Genomic DNA, 17,698 nt, shown 5'->3' on the forward strand with positions numbered 1-17,698 from the left:
CACGATCTTGTCGACGGTGCCCACCGCGAGGCCGAGGACCATGATCTCGTTGCCCTCGTACATGCCTGCGATGTTCTCGAAATCGGCCGTGATCTCGGTGGGAGGCGTCGAGGTCGGTAGGGCGGAGCAACCGCTGAGGGTGAGGGCGGCTGTTCCGCCCACGACACACAGCCAGCGGAACCCGGCCATCTTTCTGCCCAGCATAAACAGGTCCCTTCGCGCTACGAGAAATGATGATGCGATCACATATGATAGAAGCATCGCTCTGGTTTTGTGATGAAATCATCAACAGTCGTAAACTATCGCCCGGTCGGCGCCCTGCATGTCCCGCACCGGCAGAAGGGACCGGGTCGAGATGTCGAACCTGCGGCGCGTAGTCGCCCTGCCCGCGGTCGGAGTCGTGTGCTCCGCGTCGCTGTTGATCTCCGGGTGTGGAATCGGCGTACCGGGAGGATCTCAGGACTCCGGTGCGAGCTCCACGGTCGCGACGTCGTCCCGGACGGCGAGCCCCGTCGCGGCGGACGTGGTCGCCCCGGAAGACGCCGGTCATCGGTGGGCGGCCGCCGGTTCGGCTGTCCTCACCCCCGGTATCCAGGCGAACACGCACGGAGGCGGGCAGTGCACGACGAACTACGTGTTCGTCGACGACAGCGGCCGGGTCTACCTCGGCCAGTCCGCGCACTGCGCCGGAACGGGCGGATCCACCGACACCGACGGATGTGCGACCACCAGCCGGCCGCTCGGCACCGCGGTCGATTTCACCCGCCGTGGCTCACTCCGGTCCGACGGCACCACCATCGGCACCGGTCGGCTGGCCTACAGCAGCTGGCTGACGATGCGGCAACTCGGCGAAGCGGACCCGAATGCCTGCGCGTACAACGACTTCGCACTGATCGAGATCGACCCCGGCCTCATCGATCAGGTCAATCCGAGCGTGCCGTACTGGGGTGGTCCCACCGGTCTCAACACCACCGGCACGCCCGAGGGCGAACACGTCTACAGCTATGGCAACTCGAGAATCCGGGGTGGACTCCCCGGCCTGTCGCCGCAGCGAGGTGAGAGCTCGGCCGATGACAGCTCACTCGGCGGGTGGACCCACGCTCTGAAATCGCCGACGCCCGGCATCCCGGGTGACAGTGGAAGCGCCTTCCTCGACGCCGAAGGACGGGCGTTGGGCACGCTCTCGACGTTGGGCCTCGGGGTGCCCATCATCAACAACGTCGGCGACATCAGCCGCGAGCTCGCGTACGCGCGAGCGCATTCCGGGATTTCCGGACTGCGCCTCGTGCTCGGAACCGAAGAGTTCGACCCGAACCGGTGACATCTGTCCCGGCCGGACCGGGTGTGGGTCTACTCGCCGGCCCCGAGGGGCAGATCGGGGTCGGCGGGCAGCTGGGGGAGTGGTCCGGAGCTGAGGCGCTGCGCGGTTCGCTTGTTCACGCCGAACATGCGCAGGGCTCGATACGCCATGTCGTCGGCCAGCGCCGCCGCGTCCGCATGCGGATCGGCGTCCAGCAATTGCAGCAGTCCCAGCAGCGTTCCGCCCGCCGCCATGACGGCCAGATCGGGATCCATCGGTTCGAAGCGCCCCGCCTCCTGGGCGGCCACGATGTCCTGACGGGCACGCGGCGCGAGCCCCTCGTCGCGCAGCATGACCCCCATGCCGGAATGCAGGACGACGCGCACCATCTCGGGAAGCCGGCGCTGCAGCCGTCCGGTCAGCCGGAAGCTGACCGCGAAGACCTCGGCCGGGTCGTCGTATCGAGCCACGACCTGGTCGCGCATCGTGCTGTAGACGTTCAGCGCGGACCGCACGGCCTCGTCGAAGAGCTGTTCTTTGGAGTCGAAGTGGTTGTAGAAGGAGCCGAAACCGACGTCGGCGGCGTCGGTGATCTCCTTGATACTGACCGATGACTTGCCCTCGGACAAGAACTTCCGCGCAGCGCCGAGCAGCGCGTTGCGCGTGCGTTCCCGGCGACGATCGGTCCGCGTGGGTGTGGTCTGCTCGGCTGTCATCTGCCCTCCACCTCGAGTTGCCGCAGCAATCATAACTGATCGGATATTCAGTACCGATGCTTGCGTGGCTCGTGGCGTGGGGTGGCGACCGACCGGCGCGAAGGGTCGCTCAGCCGATGGCGCCGGACAGGACGGGCAGCATCTTCACCACCTGGGCTTCCCAGTACTTCCAGGCGTGGACACCCGAGGAGGGGAAGTCGTAGGTCACGGTGGTGGCGCCCAGTGACTTCATGCGTGTCTGGAACGACCGCGAGTTGGTCAGGGACAGCGTCTCGAGGGCCGAGCCCTCCGCGGCCTGCTTGCTGGGCTCCCCGACCTCGGACGGCACGCCGTTGGCGGCCGACACCCACAGCTTGGTCCCGTTCCGGATGAGGGTGGGGGCGAGGAACATGGGATCCATCCACTGCCATTTGTCGGAGGTCGGCGAGCTGATCATGCACGAGATGTTGTACCCACCGGCCTTGACCATGGCGGCCGAGATCGCCCCGCGCATGCCCGGAGCCGACGGGTTCAGATATCCGGACAGGGACGCGGCATAGCTGAACTGGGCCGGATGATGAGCGGCGAGCGCAAACGCGGCGCTACCACCCATCGAGAGTCCGATGACACCGTTGCGCGTCGGGGACAGGCCGAGCCGTTCGTGCAGGGCGGCGGGCAGCACCCGGGTCAACAGCGTTTCCCAGGTGTAGGTGTAGGACTTGCCCGGCCCGGTGTCGGTGTCGGGTGCGGAATCGCCGGCGATTTCGGATACGGCGCCCTCCGGAAGGTACGACGGGCGATCCCAATCCATATAGAAACTGGATTGTCCACCGATCGGCAGCACGACATTGATGTTGTTCTGGGTCAGTTTCCTGGCGACCTCGGTTTCGATCTCCCAGCCGTTGAGGTCCTCACGTGCCCACATTCCGTCGAGGGCGTAGACCACGCGCTGGGTGTTGCCGTCGGCCGCGCGGAATACGCGGGTCTTGACGGGACCCATATCGGAGTCGACCCAGAAGTCGACGCCCGACGGATCGAACGCGGCGCTCGCGCGCGGTGTCGCCACGAGCAGAAACGCGAGCGTGGCGAACAGGGTCAGCCACAATGTCATTCGGGAGAGCGCGATCAACGCTTCGTCTCTTTCCATGGGTTGTCGGAGCCGGTTCGATACCGGTCACCGGGCGGAATCAATTCATGTCGCTTCGGAGCACGTACCCCGTGCCGTGGATGGTGTGGATCAATCGGTCGTGATCGCCGGATTCCAGCCGGAGATCGTCACCCGCCGTGACGATTCGTTGATCAGCAGTGGTCCGATTCCGACCATCGGCGTACGGGGCTGTCGCGGGCCGTGGGCGCGCCGGAGCACCGCCCGCAATCGGGCGGCGAGTTCGGCCAGGACGAACGGCTTTGGCTGGTACTCGACGGTCATCGGCGCGGCGAGTACCGGCACGGTCCCTCCCCGGTGGAATCAATGCTGATGATTGGATCATATATGGCGACTCTGTCCGGGCACATCGAGGCGGGACCCGTGACGGGTGCCGGGCACGCGGGATCCACCGCGCGCCCGGCTTCTCCGATCGCTATTTCGCCTGCTGCTGGCTCTGCACCGACGGCTGGTTGATCGTGGTGTAGTACTGGACCGCGGCGTAGATCGCCACGGGCGCGGCGATGAGCAGCTGTCCCGCCAGCACGCCGAGGAAACCACCGGCCGCCACACCCGCGATGCAGCCCTGCACCTCGGACGGGAGTCCACCGAACATGGTCGCGAGCGCGCCGGTCAGTGCCGCGCCGGTTACACCGCCGATGACGCAACCGACCGCCGCGCCACCGATTCCGCCGACCATGGCGCCGATCGAGGCACCGAGGCCGATCGTGCTCGTCATGCGGGCCCAGGCGTCGCGCTCACGGTCGTAGTCGTTCTTCCAGGTGGCCTGATCCTCGTAGGGCAGGGAGACCGGCTCGTAGTGGGCCTTGTCCAGGGTGAACTGCGGGGTGAGCGTCGCGGTGCGGTCGCTGATCGTGGCGTCGATGGGGAAGACGAATTCGTCGACGCGGAACTTCAGTTCGGTGCCGGCGATGACCTTGCCGTCCGGGGCCTTCACCTTCAGGGCGCCGTCCTCCACGACCAGGGAGCCCGCGTCGATCTGGACGAGCGTGGAGGTGTCGGTCGTGGTCGCCGTGTAGTTCACGACGCCCAGGTCGGCGGCCGGGTCGGCGTAGGCCGTCCCGGTGCCGGCGGCCAGCGCGCCGATCAGTATCGCTGCTCCGGCGGTGAGGTGTTTGATGCGCATTTCTGTTCCTTCTTCGTGGCGGAGATTTCCCGGGAGGGTCTGGGGGCGGATCAGCCGAGAGCGGCCAGCCAGTCGTGCAGCCAGGTGACGGCGGTGTGCCTGCCGTCGACGGGGTAGCTGCCGTAGGACATGTGCGTTCCGGATCCGTAGAACAGCGCGAGCTGTCGCGCGCGTTCGTCGCGGGCCTGGTCGGTGAGCTCGCCCTGTTCGTCGGCGGATCGCAGGGCGGTCAGCATGTCCGCTGCTGTGCCGCGGTAGCGGGTCAGATCGTCGGGGTGCTCGGCGGAGACCCCGGCCAGGGCGCTCGCGATGGCGGTGACGAAGTCCTCGTCGTCGGTCGAGCAGTACAGATCGCCGACCGCGCAGATCGTGCGGACCCGCGCCGCGATCGAGCCGAACCCGTCGGGGCGTGGCCCTCGGACGCCGACGCCACGGGCGGGCGGGCCGACCTGCGTATCGGTGTGCGACCGCTGGGGATCGGAGAGCAAGCCGACGGCGCGCACGCGATCCGGTGACACGACCCCGCCGCCCCTGCCGATCTCCGCGGCCAGATCACCGGCGGCGTCGGCACCCTGGCTGTAGCCGACCAGCGCGAAATCGGTGCCGGAGCAGCGGTCGGCGATGGTCCGCATCATCTCGCGCGCGGTGTCGACGGCGACCCGCTGCGAGGCGCCGTAGACCTTGCCCTCCCAGGGGAAGGCCGTCGCGGGATAGTCGACATAGGCGACCTGTTGGCTCGCGGGGAGGCCGTCGGTGACGCCGGCGAGCATGCCGGGGCCCGGGGTGTGCCGGGCTCGGCCGGTTTCCCAGGTGCCCGGGATCGCGATGACGGAAAGACCGGGGCAGCCCGGGTCCGCGGCGGCGCTGCCCGCCACCGTGCCGGGCACGGTCGTGAGCGCGATGGCCGCACCGGCCGTCAACGCGATGGCCGCGGTGTGCATGGTCGTCCGCACCGGTCTGGCTCCGTTCGTCGCTGGGAGGTCGGCAGGAGCGTGACCGGCGTCATCGGCGGAACCGCGCCCTGGTGGTATAAAACGTCACAGATGATCATCTGATCAGTCAATCGTCGTCAGAGAACTCTCAAGCAATCGGTAAACCTCCGACAGGAAGCGTTTCGACCGGCAGAGGAAGTGAATTCAGGTGAACGCAGCAACCACGGCGCGACCGGTGCGGCCGCGCGCCGTGGACGTCCGTGAGGGTTCCGCCGCGCCGCGTGAGAGCGGGTTGGTACTGGTCGTCGACGACGACGCCGACGTTCGTGAATCGCTGGAACGTGGTCTGCGTCTCAACGGCTTCGCGGTGTGTACCGCCGCCGACGGCGCGGCCGCGCTGGCGGCGACCCGCGAGCAGACACCCGACGTGGTGGTGCTCGACATCGAGATGCCGGGACTGGACGGGTTGGCCTTCATCACCGCGCTGCGCGCACTCGGCAACGACGTGCCCATCTGTGTGGTGAGCGCGCGCACGCGGGTATCGGACCGGATCGAAGGGCTCGAGCTGGGCGCCGACGACTATCTGACCAAACCGTTCGACTTCGTCGAACTGACCGCGCGGTTGCGTGCGCTGCTGCGCCGCCGCGGCACCGGCTGGAGCGCCGCGCAGGAGTCGGTGGCCGTCGGGGTGTTGCGGGTCGAGTTCGCGGCGCGGCGGGTGACGGTGCGTGGCCGCGAGATTCCGCTGACACGGCGGGAATTCGAGCTGATCAGCATCCTGGCCACCCATCACGGGGCGGTCGTGACCCGCGACCGGCTGCTGGAGACGGTGTGGGGATACGACTTCCGGCCGCAGACCAATGTCGTGGATGTCGTCGTCGGCCACATTCGCCGCAAACTCGAAGTCGACGGCGCGCCCCGCCTCCTGCACACAGTGCGCGCTGTCGGGTTCGTCCTGCGGGAGGAAGGGCTGTGAGAGGGAATCTCTCGCTGCGAACGAGGGTCGCGGTGGCGGCGGCGACGGGGACGACGCTCATCGTCGGCGCGCTCGCCGTCTTCCTGTTCGTCGCGATCGAGCGCAACAACATCAGGCACGTCGACGAGCAACTCGACATCATCACCGGCCTGGTCGAAGCGAATGTCGGTACCGCGCAACTGTTCATCGGCAGCGTGCGCGACGGCGGCGTCGCCGCGATCACCTTGCACCAGGACGGTGCCGTGCTCGCCAGCACGTCCACGCGACTGCCGGAGCTGCCCGAAGGGCACCAGACCCTGGTGCTGGACGACGCCGGTTACCGCGTCAAGACCATGATGGTGGACCAGTCGCCCATCGGCCCGCACCTCGTGTCCGTGGCCGCGCCGCTGTCCGCGGCGGAATCGGTGACCCGGGAGCAGCGCGGGCACGTCCTGCTCGCCGGGACGGCGGCGATCGCGGTGGCATCCGGATTGGGCTGGCTCCTGGGCGGCCGGGCGATCCGGCCGCTCATCGACCTGACCCGCCGGATCGATGCCGGTACCGAATTGCCCGAGGCGAGAGGGCGGTTCCGCGTGCGGGAAGCCGATCGACTCGCGGCCTCGGTCCGGTCGATGCTCGCGCGGATCGACTCCGCGCAGCAGCGCACGATCTCGGCCCTCGAGACCGCGCGCACGTTCGCGAACACGGCCGCTCACGAGCTGCGAACCCCGCTCACCGCCATCCGCATGGACATCGAGATCGCGCGTGATGTCGAACTGGTGCCCGCCGAGCGCGCGCAGATCCTCGACGACGCGCTGCGCAAACACGGCCGGGTCGAATCGACGCTGGTGGCGCTGGAACTGCTCGCCGCCGGTGAACTGACATCGCGCCACATCAGTGAACCGGCCGACCTGGTCGAGCTGGCCTACTCGGCCGTCGCGGACGCGGCGCGGACCCATCCGGAACTCCACCTGGCCGTCGCCGGCGAGCAACGAGCGGACTGCCGGTGTTCCCCGGCCGGGATCCGCCTGATTCTCGACAACGCGATCACGAACGCGGTCCGCCACGGCCGCGCCACCCGCATCGAGATCTCCGTCCACCGAACCGGTGACGGATTCCTGCTTGCGGTCGACGACAACGGCGCCGGGCTGCCAGAGAACGAACGCGATGTGGTGTTCGGTCGATTCCGCCGGGGTTCCGGCGCGGCCCGCGAAGGATCGGGCCTCGGCCTCGCCCTGGTCGCGCAGCAGGCCGAACTGCACGGCGGCCGCGCGGACCTGATCACGAGCCCACTCGGCGGCCTACGACTCGCCGTCACCCTCGCCTGCACTGTGACCGGCTGAGCACGGTCGGGTGAACCGCCCCGTTGTCGTCGTGCGCCAGGTGTTGAGGGACAACCAGCAGAACACGACGCAGACGAGCACGTGCAGGGCGTTGATGGCGAGCGTGTCCTCCTGCGGCGCGAGGAAGGCGAAGACGGGCAGCAGCAGGGTGAATCCGAGGGCGGGCAGGCGGCCGAGGCGTCCGTCGCGGTAGAGCGCGATGCCGAACAGCGCGGCGCCACCGATGAACGCGAATCCGGTGACCTTGAACGCGATTCCGGTAGTCCCGGCCAGCAGCTCTCGACGCTCGGTGAGATCGAGGAAGACGAGGGCGAGGTTGAGGGTGTAGGCGACACCGGCGAACAGCGCGGTGCCCAGCGCGCACCACACGAACGCCACCCGGTCGAAGGTCGAATCCCGGGTACCGGCGAGCGCGTACGCCAGGACGGCGGGCACACCGAACGCGGTGCCGAAGCCGAGCACGACGCTGGTCGCGGTGATCTCGCCGGTGAACGCTTCGACGGCGCCGGGAACGCCGATGGACAGGCCGAGGACGACGCCGCTGACCGCGCCGAATCGGATGAGGAAGTTGGTCATGCATCGACGGTAGGAACGGGAGCCGGGGTTCCAGGAGTACCGAATTGCCAGGGTACCCATGACCATCGGCCAAACTTGCCGCACGGAACCACCGTGAGGGCGGCGCGCTACGTAGCATCGGCGTTCGGAGGTGGTGCCATGAGGACCGCACGCGGGTCCGGGTCGCCGGTGGGCTGGGTCGTTTCTGTGACCTACGCGGTGGTGTTCGCCGGTGGGCTGGTGCAGGCGGCTGTCGATCGCCGTGGGCTGTGGGCATTGCTGGTGACATTCGGAGTACTCGCCGCTGTCGAGGTCGCCGCGTATCGGTTCGCGGTGCGTCCTGTCGTCTTGCTGGTCGCGCGGGTCGCGGCCTTCGCGCTGATCGCGGTAGCGGACCCGTCGGGCCTGTGGCGCGCGCTGCTGATTCTGGTGCCGTTCACCGCGTGGTTCGCGCTGGGGCGGACAGTGGCCGTGATGCTGGCCGCGGGCATGTTCGCGATGATCTTGGCGGCGTTGACGATTCAGGATGTCGGCTGGGTCGCGGACGGCGAACAGTTCGGTGATCTGCTGATGTTCCTGCTCGGCGAAGTGATCGCGCTGGCCATGGCCGCGGTCGCGGTGCGGGAACGAGAGGTACGGCGACGGCTGCAGGACACGATGGCCGAACTGCGGCAGCACGCGGCCACGATCGCGGAACTGTCCACCGTGCGGGAACGCAACCGGCTGGCGCGGGAGATGCACGACTCGCTCGGTCACCACTTGACGGCGATCGGGGTCCAGATCCAGAAGGCACAGGCTTACCGTGATCGCGATCCGGTCACCGCCGACCGTGCCCTGGCGGATGCGCGGTGGTCCGCGGACCGCGCGCTGGCGGAGGCGCGCGATTCGGTGCGCACCCTGCGTGCCGACGATCAACCGTTCGCCCTGGTCACGTCGTTGCGGGAACTGGTGCACCGAGCCGGTGGCGACTCGCTGGCCGTCGAGTTCACAGTGTCGGGGGAGGAGCGCCTGCTCACTTCGGAGGTGCGGACCGCGTTGTACCGGGCGGCGCAGGAGGGCTTGACCAACGTCCGGCGGCACGCTTCGGCGAGGCAGGCCAGGGTGCGGTTGAGCCTGGACGGTCCATCGGTGGAGGTGGAGGTCACCGACGACGGCGTCGGGATCCGTTCGGGTGGACAGGGATTCGGATTGGCCGGGCTCCGGGAGCGGTGTGCGCTGCTGGGTGGTGAGCTGGAGGTGTCGCGCGGGGCCGCCGGTCACGGCACGATCTTGCGGATGACACTGCCGGCCACCGAGATGGCGCCCGCGTGAGCGATATCCGTGTCTTGGTGGTCGACGACCAGGACCTCGTCCGCGACGGCATCGCGTCGCTGCTGGATCTCCAGGACGGTTTGACGGTCGTCGGGACCGCCGCGGACGGCGTCGAAGCCGTCGAAGCGGTCACGAAGCTCGCGCCGGACGTCGTGCTGATGGATGTCCGGATGCCGCGCCTCGACGGCGTCGAAGCCCTGCGACGCCTGCGCGCCGACGGGTCGGGCTGCCGGGTCGTCATGCTGACCACCTTCGACGACGACGAATACGTCATCGCCGCCCTGCGTTCGGGAGCCGACGGCTACCTGCTCAAGAACCTGCCGATCGAGGACCTGCGGGCGGCGGTGCGGATGGCCCACGCGGGCGTGACCCAGCTGGACGGCCGCGTCACTCGTGGCCTGTCGACCGCCCTGCGACCGGCACCCGGCACGGCCCGCCGCGACCTCGATCTCACCCCGCGAGAGGTCGACATCGTACGGCTGATCGCGACCGGAGCGTCCAACCGCGAAATCGCCGCAAACCTGTTCGTCAGCGAAGGCACTGTCAAGAACCACATCTCGCGGGTTCTCTCCCGCTGGTCGCTCCGCGATCGCACCCAGCTCGCCTTGGCCGCACGCGAACACGGCATCGTGTGACCCGAACCGACCAATTGGTCGGTCGTCTAGATCCAGGTCACGGGCGTGACGCTCGCGTGACGCCACTTGACTGATGTTTGTATCGCATGTGAGTCTCTCATCAACTGATGAGAGTGGGCAATGAAAGACCAGCTTCGGACACACACTCCGATCCGCCACGACCCGCCCGCGCGCCGGGCCGAATCGAATCGGCTGACCGGGATTCGCGCACGGGTGATGGCCATCGTGCTCATCCCGAGCATCGTGTTCGCTACCGCGGTGATCGCGGTAGGCGTGCGCCTCGTCGAGGAGAACCGGCAGAACCGGGCGTGGGCCGAACTCATCCTCCGGGTGGCGCCGCACGCGGTGGACTTCAGCGAGGCCATCCTGCAGGAGCGCCGATTCGCGATGGTTCGGGTCGCATACCCCGAACGCGGCTCCGACGAGCTCAACGCCCAGCGCCTTCGCGTCGACGCAGCCGGGACGGCACTGCTGGAGGCCGCGTCGTCACTCGTCGAACTCACCACCGGAGCGTTCGACGAATCCGCGCACCAGCTGCGTGACACGGTCCGCCGACTCGGCGCCGTGCGCGCGCGTACCGACAGCGGGACCTCGACGGTCGACGAGGTGTACCAGGCGTACAGCCTGCTCACCGCGACCGGGGGAATCGCGGTCGCGGCGTTGGTCCCCAGAGCACCCGACGTGGACAGCGCCATCGCTTTGACCACGACCGCGACCCTGTTGCGCACGGCCGACAGCATCTCCGCGGTGCACGCACTCGTCGCGGCCGCCGACGCCGAGACAGCATTCGATCAGGCCGCCCTGCAAGCGTTCGCCACCAGGGTCGGCGCCTACCACGCAGACCTGGACGCACTGGCTCACAAGGACGATCCCGCCATCCGGCAGCGGCTCGTGCAACTGACCTCCAGCCCGCAGTGGCGACAACTGGTCGAGTTCGAGAACGCCGTGGTGACCAGCGGCGCGGCCGACCCCGCGGACCCCGCCGGCCCGCCGTCCACCGATTCCGCGGCGGCACAGCAGATTCTGGGGCTGATGGTGAACGGCCTGTTGGCGCTGTGGCGCACCAACTTCGCCGGCGTCCAACAGCGAGCCACCGACATCGCCGACAACGCCGTGCGCACCTCCGCGCTGACCGTGCTCGCGGCGTTGATCATCGCCGCTGTGACGTTCGTTCTGACCTCGTGGTTGGCGCGCGGACTCGTTCGACGACTCCGACGCCTTCGACTGCACACGCTCGCCGTCGCGGACACCGAACTGCCCGCGATCATGGCCCGGATCAATGCGGGTGAGACGATCGATCTGACCTCGGCGCTGCCTCCGTCCGACTTCGGCAACGATGAGATCGGACAGTTGGCAGAGGCATTCGACACCGCACAGCGCGCGGCGGTGTCCGCGGCGATGGCCGAAGCCCGCACCCGCGGCGCGGTCAACGCGATCTTCCTGAACCTCGCACACCGCAGCCAGGCCATGGCGTCTCGCCAGCTGGAAGTCCTGGATGCCGCGGAAGCGCACGAGGAGGACCCGGACAAGATGGAGCTGCTGTTCACACTCGACCATCTGGCCACCCGCGAACGCCGCAACGCCGAGAATCTGATCATCCTCGGCGGTGAACGTCCGGGACGGCAATGGCGATACCCGGTGCCGCTCGGCGACGTCGTGCAGGGGGCGATCACCGAGTCCAGGGACTACACGCGCGTGACCGTCAACCGTTTCCCTGATGTCTCGGTCAACGGCGCCGTCGTCGCCGACATCATCCACTTGCTCGCCGAGCTGGTCGAGAACGCCACCTACTTCTCCTCCACCACCGCACCCGTCACGGTCTCGGGCCGCCTTGTCGAGGGTGGCGCCGTCGTCGAGGTCGCCGACCGGGGGCGGGGACTGTCCCGGCAGGAACTGCACCGGATCAATCGAATCCTCGACAGCGCACCGGATTTCGGCATCATGCACCTTTCCAGTGACGCGCGCATGGGGCTGATCGTGGTCTCGATTCTCGCCGGCCGCAACGAGATCGAGGTCCGACTCGCCGAGTCGGACCACGGCGGCGTCACAGCGATCGTGTTCTTACCGCTCACCTTGCTCGACCAGCGATCACTTTCGGAGCCCGTCGGCGCCGGTGGTGCACGCCCGCTGCTCCGATAGGCAGCACAGGCGCGCTCGACCGCACTACAGCTCCGTCCGTACTTCTGACACCGAACGCCGTTTGCTATGTTCTATTGCATAGAGCCTATACGCTGTGGTTCGCCATCGATATGAGCTCGATTCGGGAATCTGCTTGAGGAGCGATGTATGTCCGGTGTCACCGTCAACGTCGAGAGCGCGGCGGAATGGAAGCCGAGTGCTTGCATTCTGTGCGAGTGCAACTGCGGGATCGACGTGCTGGTAGACCCGGACACCCGCCGTTTCACGAAGATCCGCGGCGACAAAGCTCATCCGACCTCGGCGGGTTACACCTGCAACAAGGCTCTGCGACTGGACGCCTATCAGAACGGCCGCAACGAGCGGCTCACGAAGCCGCTTCGGCGCCGCGAAGACGGAACCTTCGAGGAGATCGACTGGGAGACCGCCCTGACCGAGGTCGCCGCGCGTCTCGGACAGGTGCGTGACGAGCACGGCGGCGAATCGATCTTCTACTACGGGGGCGGTGGCCAGGGCAATCACCTCGGCGGAGCCTACGCGCCCGCGACCTTGGCCGCCTACGGTGTGCGCTACCGCTCCAACTCACTGGCTCAGGAGAAGACGGGCGAGTTCTGGGTCAGCGCGAGGATGCTCGGGCGCCCGCACCGCTCCGACTTCCATCACTGCGAGGTCGCGGTCTTCGTCGGCAAGAACCCCTACCAGTCCCACGGATTCCCCCGTGCCCGGACGACACTCAAGGAGATCTCGAAGGACCCGGCGCGGGCGATGATCGTGATCGACCCGGTGCGCACCGAGACAGCCGAGCTCGCCGAGTTCCATCTGCAATTGCGCCCGGGCACCGACCTCGAGTTGGTAACGGCGATGGTGGCGGTGCTGGTGCAGGAAGATCTGATCGACCACGCCTGGCTGGCCGAGCACACCAACGGCCTCGAAACGATCGCAGCAGTGATGCGCGACGTGTCCATCGCGGACCACTGCGCGATCGCCGACGTGCCGGAGGACCTGGTGCGCGCCGCCGCTCGCCGCATCGCCGCGGCCGAGTCGGTGGCGGTGCTCGAGGACCTCGGCGTCCAGATGGGCCGCAACTCCACCGCCGTGAGCTATGTGGAGAAGTTGCTGTGGCTGCTCACCGGAAACTTCGCCAAGCGCGGCACCCAGTTCGTTTTCTCCGGGCTCGCGCCGATCGCCCGTGATCGCGGACTGCCGTTCGATCAGGTGCCGCGCACCCCGGTCAGTGGGGCGGCGATCGTGAGCGGACTGTTCCCCTGCAATTCGGTCCCCGACGAGATCCTGACCGACCATCCTGAGCGTTTTCGTGCCGCGATCGTCGAGAGCAGCAACCCTGTGCACTCGCTGGCCGACAGCCGGCGGATGACCGAGGCATTCCAGGCGCTCGAGTTCGTGGTGGTCATCGACATCGCGATGACCGAGACCGCGCGCGAGGCCGATTACGTGCTCCCGCCACCCACCCAGTTCGAGAAGTACGAAGCGACCTTCTTCGACTTCGAATTCCCGCGCAATCTGCTCCACCTGCGCCGCCCGCTGCTGGACCCTCCCTCCGGTCAGCTCACCGAGCCCGAAATCCACGCCAGGTTGTGTGAGCTGTCCGGTGCCGTGGGAGAGGCCGACTACGCACCGCTGCGCGAGGCATTGGGACATGGCCGGGAAGCCTTCGCCACCGCGATGATGGGGGCACTCGGCGACCGCCGCCTGGCCAAGCTGGCCCCGGTCCTGCTCTACCGCACATTGGGTCCGACACTCCCGCACGGCGCCGCGGCCGCCGCTGTGCTGTGGGGCGCCTCGCTGTTCTGCGCGATGGAGAACCCCGCCGGCGTGGCGCGGGCCGGTCACGGCGAGGGGCTGATGGCAGGCGACCGGCTGTTCGAGGCGATTCTGGACAACCCGCGCGGAGTGGTCATCACCGACGACGAAGAGGACGCGTCCTGGCAGAGGCTGGGCGGCTGGCGGATCGAACTCGACGTGCCCGAACTGCTCGATGTGGTACGCGGGCTCGCCGACGGACAAGCGCTACCCGGTGACCCCGACTACCCCCTGGTGCTCTCGGCCGGTGAGCGCCGCGCCTTCACCGCCAACACGATCTTCCGTGACCCGACCTGGCGCAAACGCGACCCCCAGGGCGCGTTGCGGTTGTCCCAGGCCGACGCCGCCGCCCTGTCGTTGGTAACCGGCGACCAAGCGCGCGTGATCACCCGGCGTGGTGCGGCGCAAGCACCGGTCGAGGTGGTGGACACGATGCGCCGAGGCCACGTCTCCCTACCCAACGGCATGGGACTGCTCACGGCCGACGGTGACCAGGTCGGCGTCCGCCTGAACGACCTGACCGCCTCCGAAGACCGCGACGAGTTCTTCGGCACCCCGTGGCACAAGTACGTCCCGGCACGAGTGGAAAAGCTCTGACGCGTTACACGCGATCGCCACATCCTTCCGCCGATTCAACCCGGCGAACCGGCATGAAGTCAGTTCAGGAACAGCCTCCAGCACGCCACCGCACTGGCCCGCGACCTCGCCCGTGAGGACGGTGACGGCGCGGTCGATCCCGGCTCAACGCCGAACGGTGGGCTGCCCAACTCGGTCGACACGTATTCGGCTTGCCGGCGACATCTCCGATCCAGCGTGGACTGGGCGCGCCGAACTCCTCGCGCAGCGACTCCGATCGATGACCGAAAAGCGTTGTAGAACAATGGGATTACAACGCAACCGGTGTTGGAGATGAATCGGTGAATCGATGTCGATTCGCCGGGCCAGCCCGTAATTTTGATACTGCTACGGCTCGCGAGGAACCGACCCGGGCTCCGTCTGACGGGACTCCCAGATGATCCCTGCACAAGCCGCCCTGGCGGCCACGTCATCGACGCATTCCGTGACCGAGACGTGCCGTCGGTGATCGGCCACCACGTCGGGGAGATCCTGCACGGGAAAAGCGGAAACCGGCTGGTCGGGTTGGGTCAGGGATACGCTGAAACATGTTGCAGCACAACATAATTGCCGATCTCAGATGGTGAAATGATTCGGCGAATCGATGTCGATTCGCCGGGGCCGGCCCGTAATTTTGATGCTGCCACGGCTCGCGAGGAACCGACCCGGGCACCATCTGAAGGGACTCCCAGATGACCACTGCACAAGCTGCCCCGACCACCACTGTCGGGCCGAAGGTCAAGACCGATGACCTGTCGCTGACCGGTATGGTCACCGGCCACGACAAAGGCATCGGCTATGCCACCGGTGTCGCCGCCGACGGCGGGATCGTGACCAGGCTCGCCGAGGGAACCTTCGTGCTCAACCCGAAGGGCACCAAGGTCCTGGTGGTCGACAACGACGGGGACGTGATCGACAAGTGGCCCCTGACCATCGAACTGCGCGGTCACGTGTTCACGCTGACCCCGAAGATCCTCGAAGACGGTCATCGGCTCAAGCTCACCCCTGCGACCAAGGACGGCAAGCCGCTCCCGGCTCGGGCACCGCGGCCCGCGGGAGCCGCTGGTGCTCCGGCACGCGCGGCGTTCTTGCCCGACGCCGCAAACAGTGACCTGCGCAACGCTCTCGAGGCGGGCGGCTTCGCTGTCGGTTCGATTCTCGGTTCCATCTTCGGCGCGGCGGTGACGCTTCCGACCGGAGGAACGGCCTCACCGGTCGGCTTCACGGTGGGCTACATCGGCGGCGGGTACGCCGGCCGTTTCGTGGGCGACTGCCTGGCCGACTTCTTCGAGTAACCCCTCACGACCGCTGTGACCGGGGCCTGACTTGTGAACGGTCAGGCCCCGGTCGCAACGCAGTTCCCTGAACCTCGATACTGTCCCGGTCGCGACCGCTGCCACCCAGCCGGAAAATGCAGGCCGACATGGCAAAGGAGGAGTCACGATCGGCCGAGACGGGTTCGAACCGGTGGAATGGGTTGCTTCGCCGAAACATTCGGTACACGTGGGCCTCCTGTGGTGGGCGGCGATGGGTTCGATGCATGGCCGCCATCGCGTGTCCGTCATGTTCTGCGGTGGCGGCAGGGTTCGACCGAGTTCAAGGTGATCGGCCGCGCTGTGGTTTGTCGGTGCTGACTGGACCGACCTTGGCCGAAGTTCACGAGCAGTCGTCGAAACTGACCGATGGTGCCCGCGGCGCAGTGGTGATCCGGCGCGCGGGGTGTGGGTGGTGAGGCGACGGTCAGGGTGGCCGAGTGCGGGGGCGTCGGGTTCTCGGCGCTCGATGAAGGACCAGGAGCTTGCTCGTGGCACGGCGAACCGGGTCGTGATCCACTGACGGGTGCTCTACAAGGCGTTCCAGAGGACCGTTCGACTAGTTTCTGTGTGATTCGGCCAAACCACGTCAAGTCCCGGGACGCAAGAAAACCCCCTCCGACCGAGGTCAGAGAGGGTTTTCGCTGTCGGGGCTAGCGGACGGTATTTGAAACGGTGGCAGCCGGACTGGCTGAAGACGGTCATCGCCAAGGTGGATGCTGCTCCAGCCCGCCGGCCTCGGAAGACGGATAGCAGCACGGTTCGCCCGCGGCGACTGGATCGACGGCTGTCGGCTGCCACCATCGCTGACGTGGTTGATGCCTACCGCTCTGGTACGTCCACAACCAAGCTGTGCGAGCGGTACGGCTTGTCCAAGGGCGGGCTGCTCAAGATCCTCGGGGAGCGCGGGGTGCAGATGCGGTGCCAGCCGATGACAGAGGAGGAGATCGACCGGGCGGTGAGGCTTTACGGCGAAGGACAGTCGCTCAATGCTGTGGCGCGACAGCTCGGCAAGGCCAAGGGGAGTGTGTGGAAGGCGTTGCGGAGGCGTTCGGTTCAGATGCGGCTACCTCGATGATTCAACTCGGCTCCACCAGGTCGAGTAGGGCTTGATACCTGCGAGCCACATGTTCATCTTGCAGCGCCCACTCTACCTCGTCGTCTTTCGCCAGAGCGACGAGAGGCTCTCGTACGACATCGGCGGCGTTTGCTATAAGGGATTCAGCTAGCGGCGCGCCGCTGTTGCTGTAGAACACTCGACGGTGTATTCCTGCCCCATATCCGCCAGGCTCTCCGATATAGCACAATACGAGCCATTTTAGGCACCGGCGCAACTCGTCGGCCGGGATGCTACTCAACCCACCACAGTCGACAAGGTCTCGCAAGAGGGCTCCGTGTTTCGCGTTGCTACGAAAACTGTACCCCGTATTTTCAAGGAGTTGATTGTATGACTTGAAAAATGAAGACCGTTGAGCGCGACGAAGGTACGGCAAGACTCCTGCGGCTTGGGCGACCCGAACCTGAGTCTTTGTCAGCGGCTCCCGGCCAGTTTTCTCCTGAAATTTGGTAGCAAGCTCGACTCGAACGTTATCGCGCGTAGCCTCCGACAGCGAGCTCAGTAGGACGAATGAGTTTTGCCGCACGATTTCCGGCTGGCCTTCGTCGAGGGCGTAGTTGGTCAGGAACCCAAGTATCTCGATCTGAGGGGCCGGAAGATTCTCGGACAGTGAGACTTTGACTTCTCAGGCTGCCCTATTCCGCTCGAACCAGCCGGACTCTACTTCGTTGGGTGTTCG

15 protein-coding genes and 1 pseudogene are annotated in these 17,698 nt (G+C 67.1%); 9 read left to right on the forward strand and 7 right to left on the reverse strand.

Annotation, left to right across the window (positions count from 1 at the left end):
- A pseudogene (locus ACWEMY_RS27685) lies at positions 1-204 on the reverse strand (hypothetical protein); the annotation flags it as partial.
- A gap of 430 nt (positions 205-634) precedes the next feature.
- On the opposite strand from ACWEMY_RS27685, the gene ACWEMY_RS27690 reads away from it, so the two are divergent.
- On the forward strand, positions 635-1,321 hold the full coding sequence (locus tag ACWEMY_RS27690) for a hypothetical protein (RefSeq protein WP_452392389.1): 687 nt from the start codon (positions 635-637) through the stop codon (positions 1,319-1,321).
- 29 nt (positions 1,322-1,350) lie between these two features.
- On the opposite strand, the gene ACWEMY_RS27695 is transcribed toward ACWEMY_RS27690, so the two are convergent.
- The 5 genes from ACWEMY_RS27695 to ACWEMY_RS27715 form a co-directional block, all read right to left on the reverse strand.
- Positions 1,351-2,016: a TetR/AcrR family transcriptional regulator gene (locus tag ACWEMY_RS27695; RefSeq protein WP_452392390.1), complete on the reverse strand. Its 666-nt coding sequence runs from the start codon at positions 2,014-2,016 to the stop codon at positions 1,351-1,353.
- Between the two features lie 109 nt (positions 2,017-2,125).
- The gene (locus ACWEMY_RS27700) at positions 2,126-3,106 is read right to left on the reverse strand and encodes an alpha/beta hydrolase (RefSeq protein ID WP_452392391.1); all 981 of its coding nucleotides are present in this window, start codon (positions 3,104-3,106) and stop codon (positions 2,126-2,128) included.
- A 126-nt stretch (positions 3,107-3,232) separates the two neighbouring features.
- Positions 3,233-3,445, reverse strand: coding sequence for a hypothetical protein (locus tag ACWEMY_RS27705; protein ID WP_452392392.1), 213 nt, complete (start codon positions 3,443-3,445; stop codon positions 3,233-3,235).
- A gap of 130 nt (positions 3,446-3,575) precedes the next feature.
- Positions 3,576-4,286, reverse strand: a complete 711-nt coding sequence (locus tag ACWEMY_RS27710) for a hypothetical protein (protein ID WP_452392393.1) — start codon at positions 4,284-4,286, stop codon at positions 3,576-3,578.
- A gap of 50 nt (positions 4,287-4,336) precedes the next feature.
- Complete coding sequence (locus ACWEMY_RS27715) at positions 4,337-5,227, reverse strand: cutinase family protein (RefSeq protein WP_452392402.1); 891 nt, start codon at positions 5,225-5,227, stop codon at positions 4,337-4,339.
- Positions 5,228-5,426: 199 nt separating this feature from the next.
- Here ACWEMY_RS27715 and ACWEMY_RS27720 point away from each other — a divergent pair, with 199 nt between their 5' ends.
- Together ACWEMY_RS27720 and ACWEMY_RS27725 are read left to right on the forward strand one after the other, a co-directional pair.
- The gene (locus ACWEMY_RS27720) at positions 5,427-6,194 is read left to right on the forward strand and encodes a response regulator transcription factor (protein ID WP_452392394.1); all 768 of its coding nucleotides are present in this window, start codon (positions 5,427-5,429) and stop codon (positions 6,192-6,194) included.
- Between the two features lie 32 nt (positions 6,195-6,226).
- Complete coding sequence (locus ACWEMY_RS27725) at positions 6,227-7,516, forward strand: sensor histidine kinase (protein ID WP_452392395.1); 1,290 nt, start codon at positions 6,227-6,229, stop codon at positions 7,514-7,516.
- On the opposite strand, the gene ACWEMY_RS27730 is transcribed toward ACWEMY_RS27725, so the two are convergent.
- A complete protein-coding gene (locus tag ACWEMY_RS27730) occupies positions 7,475-8,092 on the reverse strand; it encodes a hypothetical protein (protein ID WP_452392396.1) in 618 nt (205 codons plus the stop codon). The two genes, ACWEMY_RS27725 and ACWEMY_RS27730, sit on opposite strands and share 42 nt — an antisense overlap.
- 138 nt (positions 8,093-8,230) lie before the next feature.
- On the opposite strand from ACWEMY_RS27730, the gene ACWEMY_RS27735 reads away from it, so the two are divergent.
- From ACWEMY_RS27735 to ACWEMY_RS27760, 6 genes are all read left to right on the forward strand, one after another.
- A complete protein-coding gene (locus ACWEMY_RS27735; RefSeq protein ID WP_452392397.1) occupies positions 8,231-9,382 on the forward strand; it encodes a sensor histidine kinase in 1,152 nt (383 codons plus the stop codon).
- Complete coding sequence (locus ACWEMY_RS27740; protein ID WP_452392398.1) at positions 9,379-10,017, forward strand: response regulator; 639 nt, start codon at positions 9,379-9,381, stop codon at positions 10,015-10,017. Before ACWEMY_RS27735 ends, ACWEMY_RS27740 begins: the two co-directional genes overlap by 4 nt.
- Before the next feature lie 216 nt (positions 10,018-10,233).
- Positions 10,234-12,156 carry a sensor histidine kinase gene (locus ACWEMY_RS27745; RefSeq protein ID WP_452392403.1) on the forward strand — a complete coding sequence of 641 codons (1,923 nt, stop codon included), beginning with the start codon at positions 10,234-10,236 and terminating at the stop codon, positions 12,154-12,156.
- 147 nt (positions 12,157-12,303) lie between these two features.
- Positions 12,304-14,571 (forward strand): molybdopterin-dependent oxidoreductase, encoded by a 2,268-nt coding sequence (locus ACWEMY_RS27750; RefSeq protein WP_452392399.1) that lies wholly within the window; start codon positions 12,304-12,306, stop codon positions 14,569-14,571.
- A 710-nt stretch (positions 14,572-15,281) separates the two neighbouring features.
- A complete protein-coding gene (locus ACWEMY_RS27755) occupies positions 15,282-15,884 on the forward strand; it encodes a hypothetical protein (RefSeq protein WP_452392400.1) in 603 nt (200 codons plus the stop codon).
- 829 nt (positions 15,885-16,713) lie between these two features.
- On the forward strand, positions 16,714-16,980 hold the full coding sequence (locus ACWEMY_RS27760) for a helix-turn-helix domain-containing protein (protein WP_452392401.1): 267 nt from the start codon (positions 16,714-16,716) through the stop codon (positions 16,978-16,980).
- Positions 16,981-17,698: the final 718 nt, after the last annotated feature.

The organism is Nocardia sp. NPDC004415 (assembly GCF_053602435.1).

Coding starts and splice junctions, on each gene's coding strand:
- ACWEMY_RS27695 (WP_452392390.1), bottom strand. CDS start 2,016: ATGACAGCCGAGCAGACCACACCCACGCGGACCGATCGTCGCCGGGAA.
- ACWEMY_RS27700 (WP_452392391.1), bottom strand. CDS start 3,106: ATGACATTGTGGCTGACCCTGTTCGCCACGCTCGCGTTTCTGCTCGTG.
- ACWEMY_RS27710 (WP_452392393.1), bottom strand. CDS start 4,286: ATGCGCATCAAACACCTCACCGCCGGAGCAGCGATACTGATCGGCGCG.
- ACWEMY_RS27715 (WP_452392402.1), bottom strand. CDS start 5,227: ATGCACACCGCGGCCATCGCGTTGACGGCCGGTGCGGCCATCGCGCTC.
- ACWEMY_RS27730 (WP_452392396.1), bottom strand. CDS start 8,092: ATGACCAACTTCCTCATCCGATTCGGCGCGGTCAGCGGCGTCGTCCTC.
- ACWEMY_RS27735 (WP_452392397.1), top strand. CDS start 8,231: ATGAGGACCGCACGCGGGTCCGGGTCGCCGGTGGGCTGGGTCGTTTCT.
- ACWEMY_RS27745 (WP_452392403.1), top strand. CDS start 10,234: ATGGCCATCGTGCTCATCCCGAGCATCGTGTTCGCTACCGCGGTGATC.
- ACWEMY_RS27750 (WP_452392399.1), top strand. CDS start 12,304: ATGTCCGGTGTCACCGTCAACGTCGAGAGCGCGGCGGAATGGAAGCCG.
- ACWEMY_RS27755 (WP_452392400.1), top strand. CDS start 15,282: ATGACCACTGCACAAGCTGCCCCGACCACCACTGTCGGGCCGAAGGTC.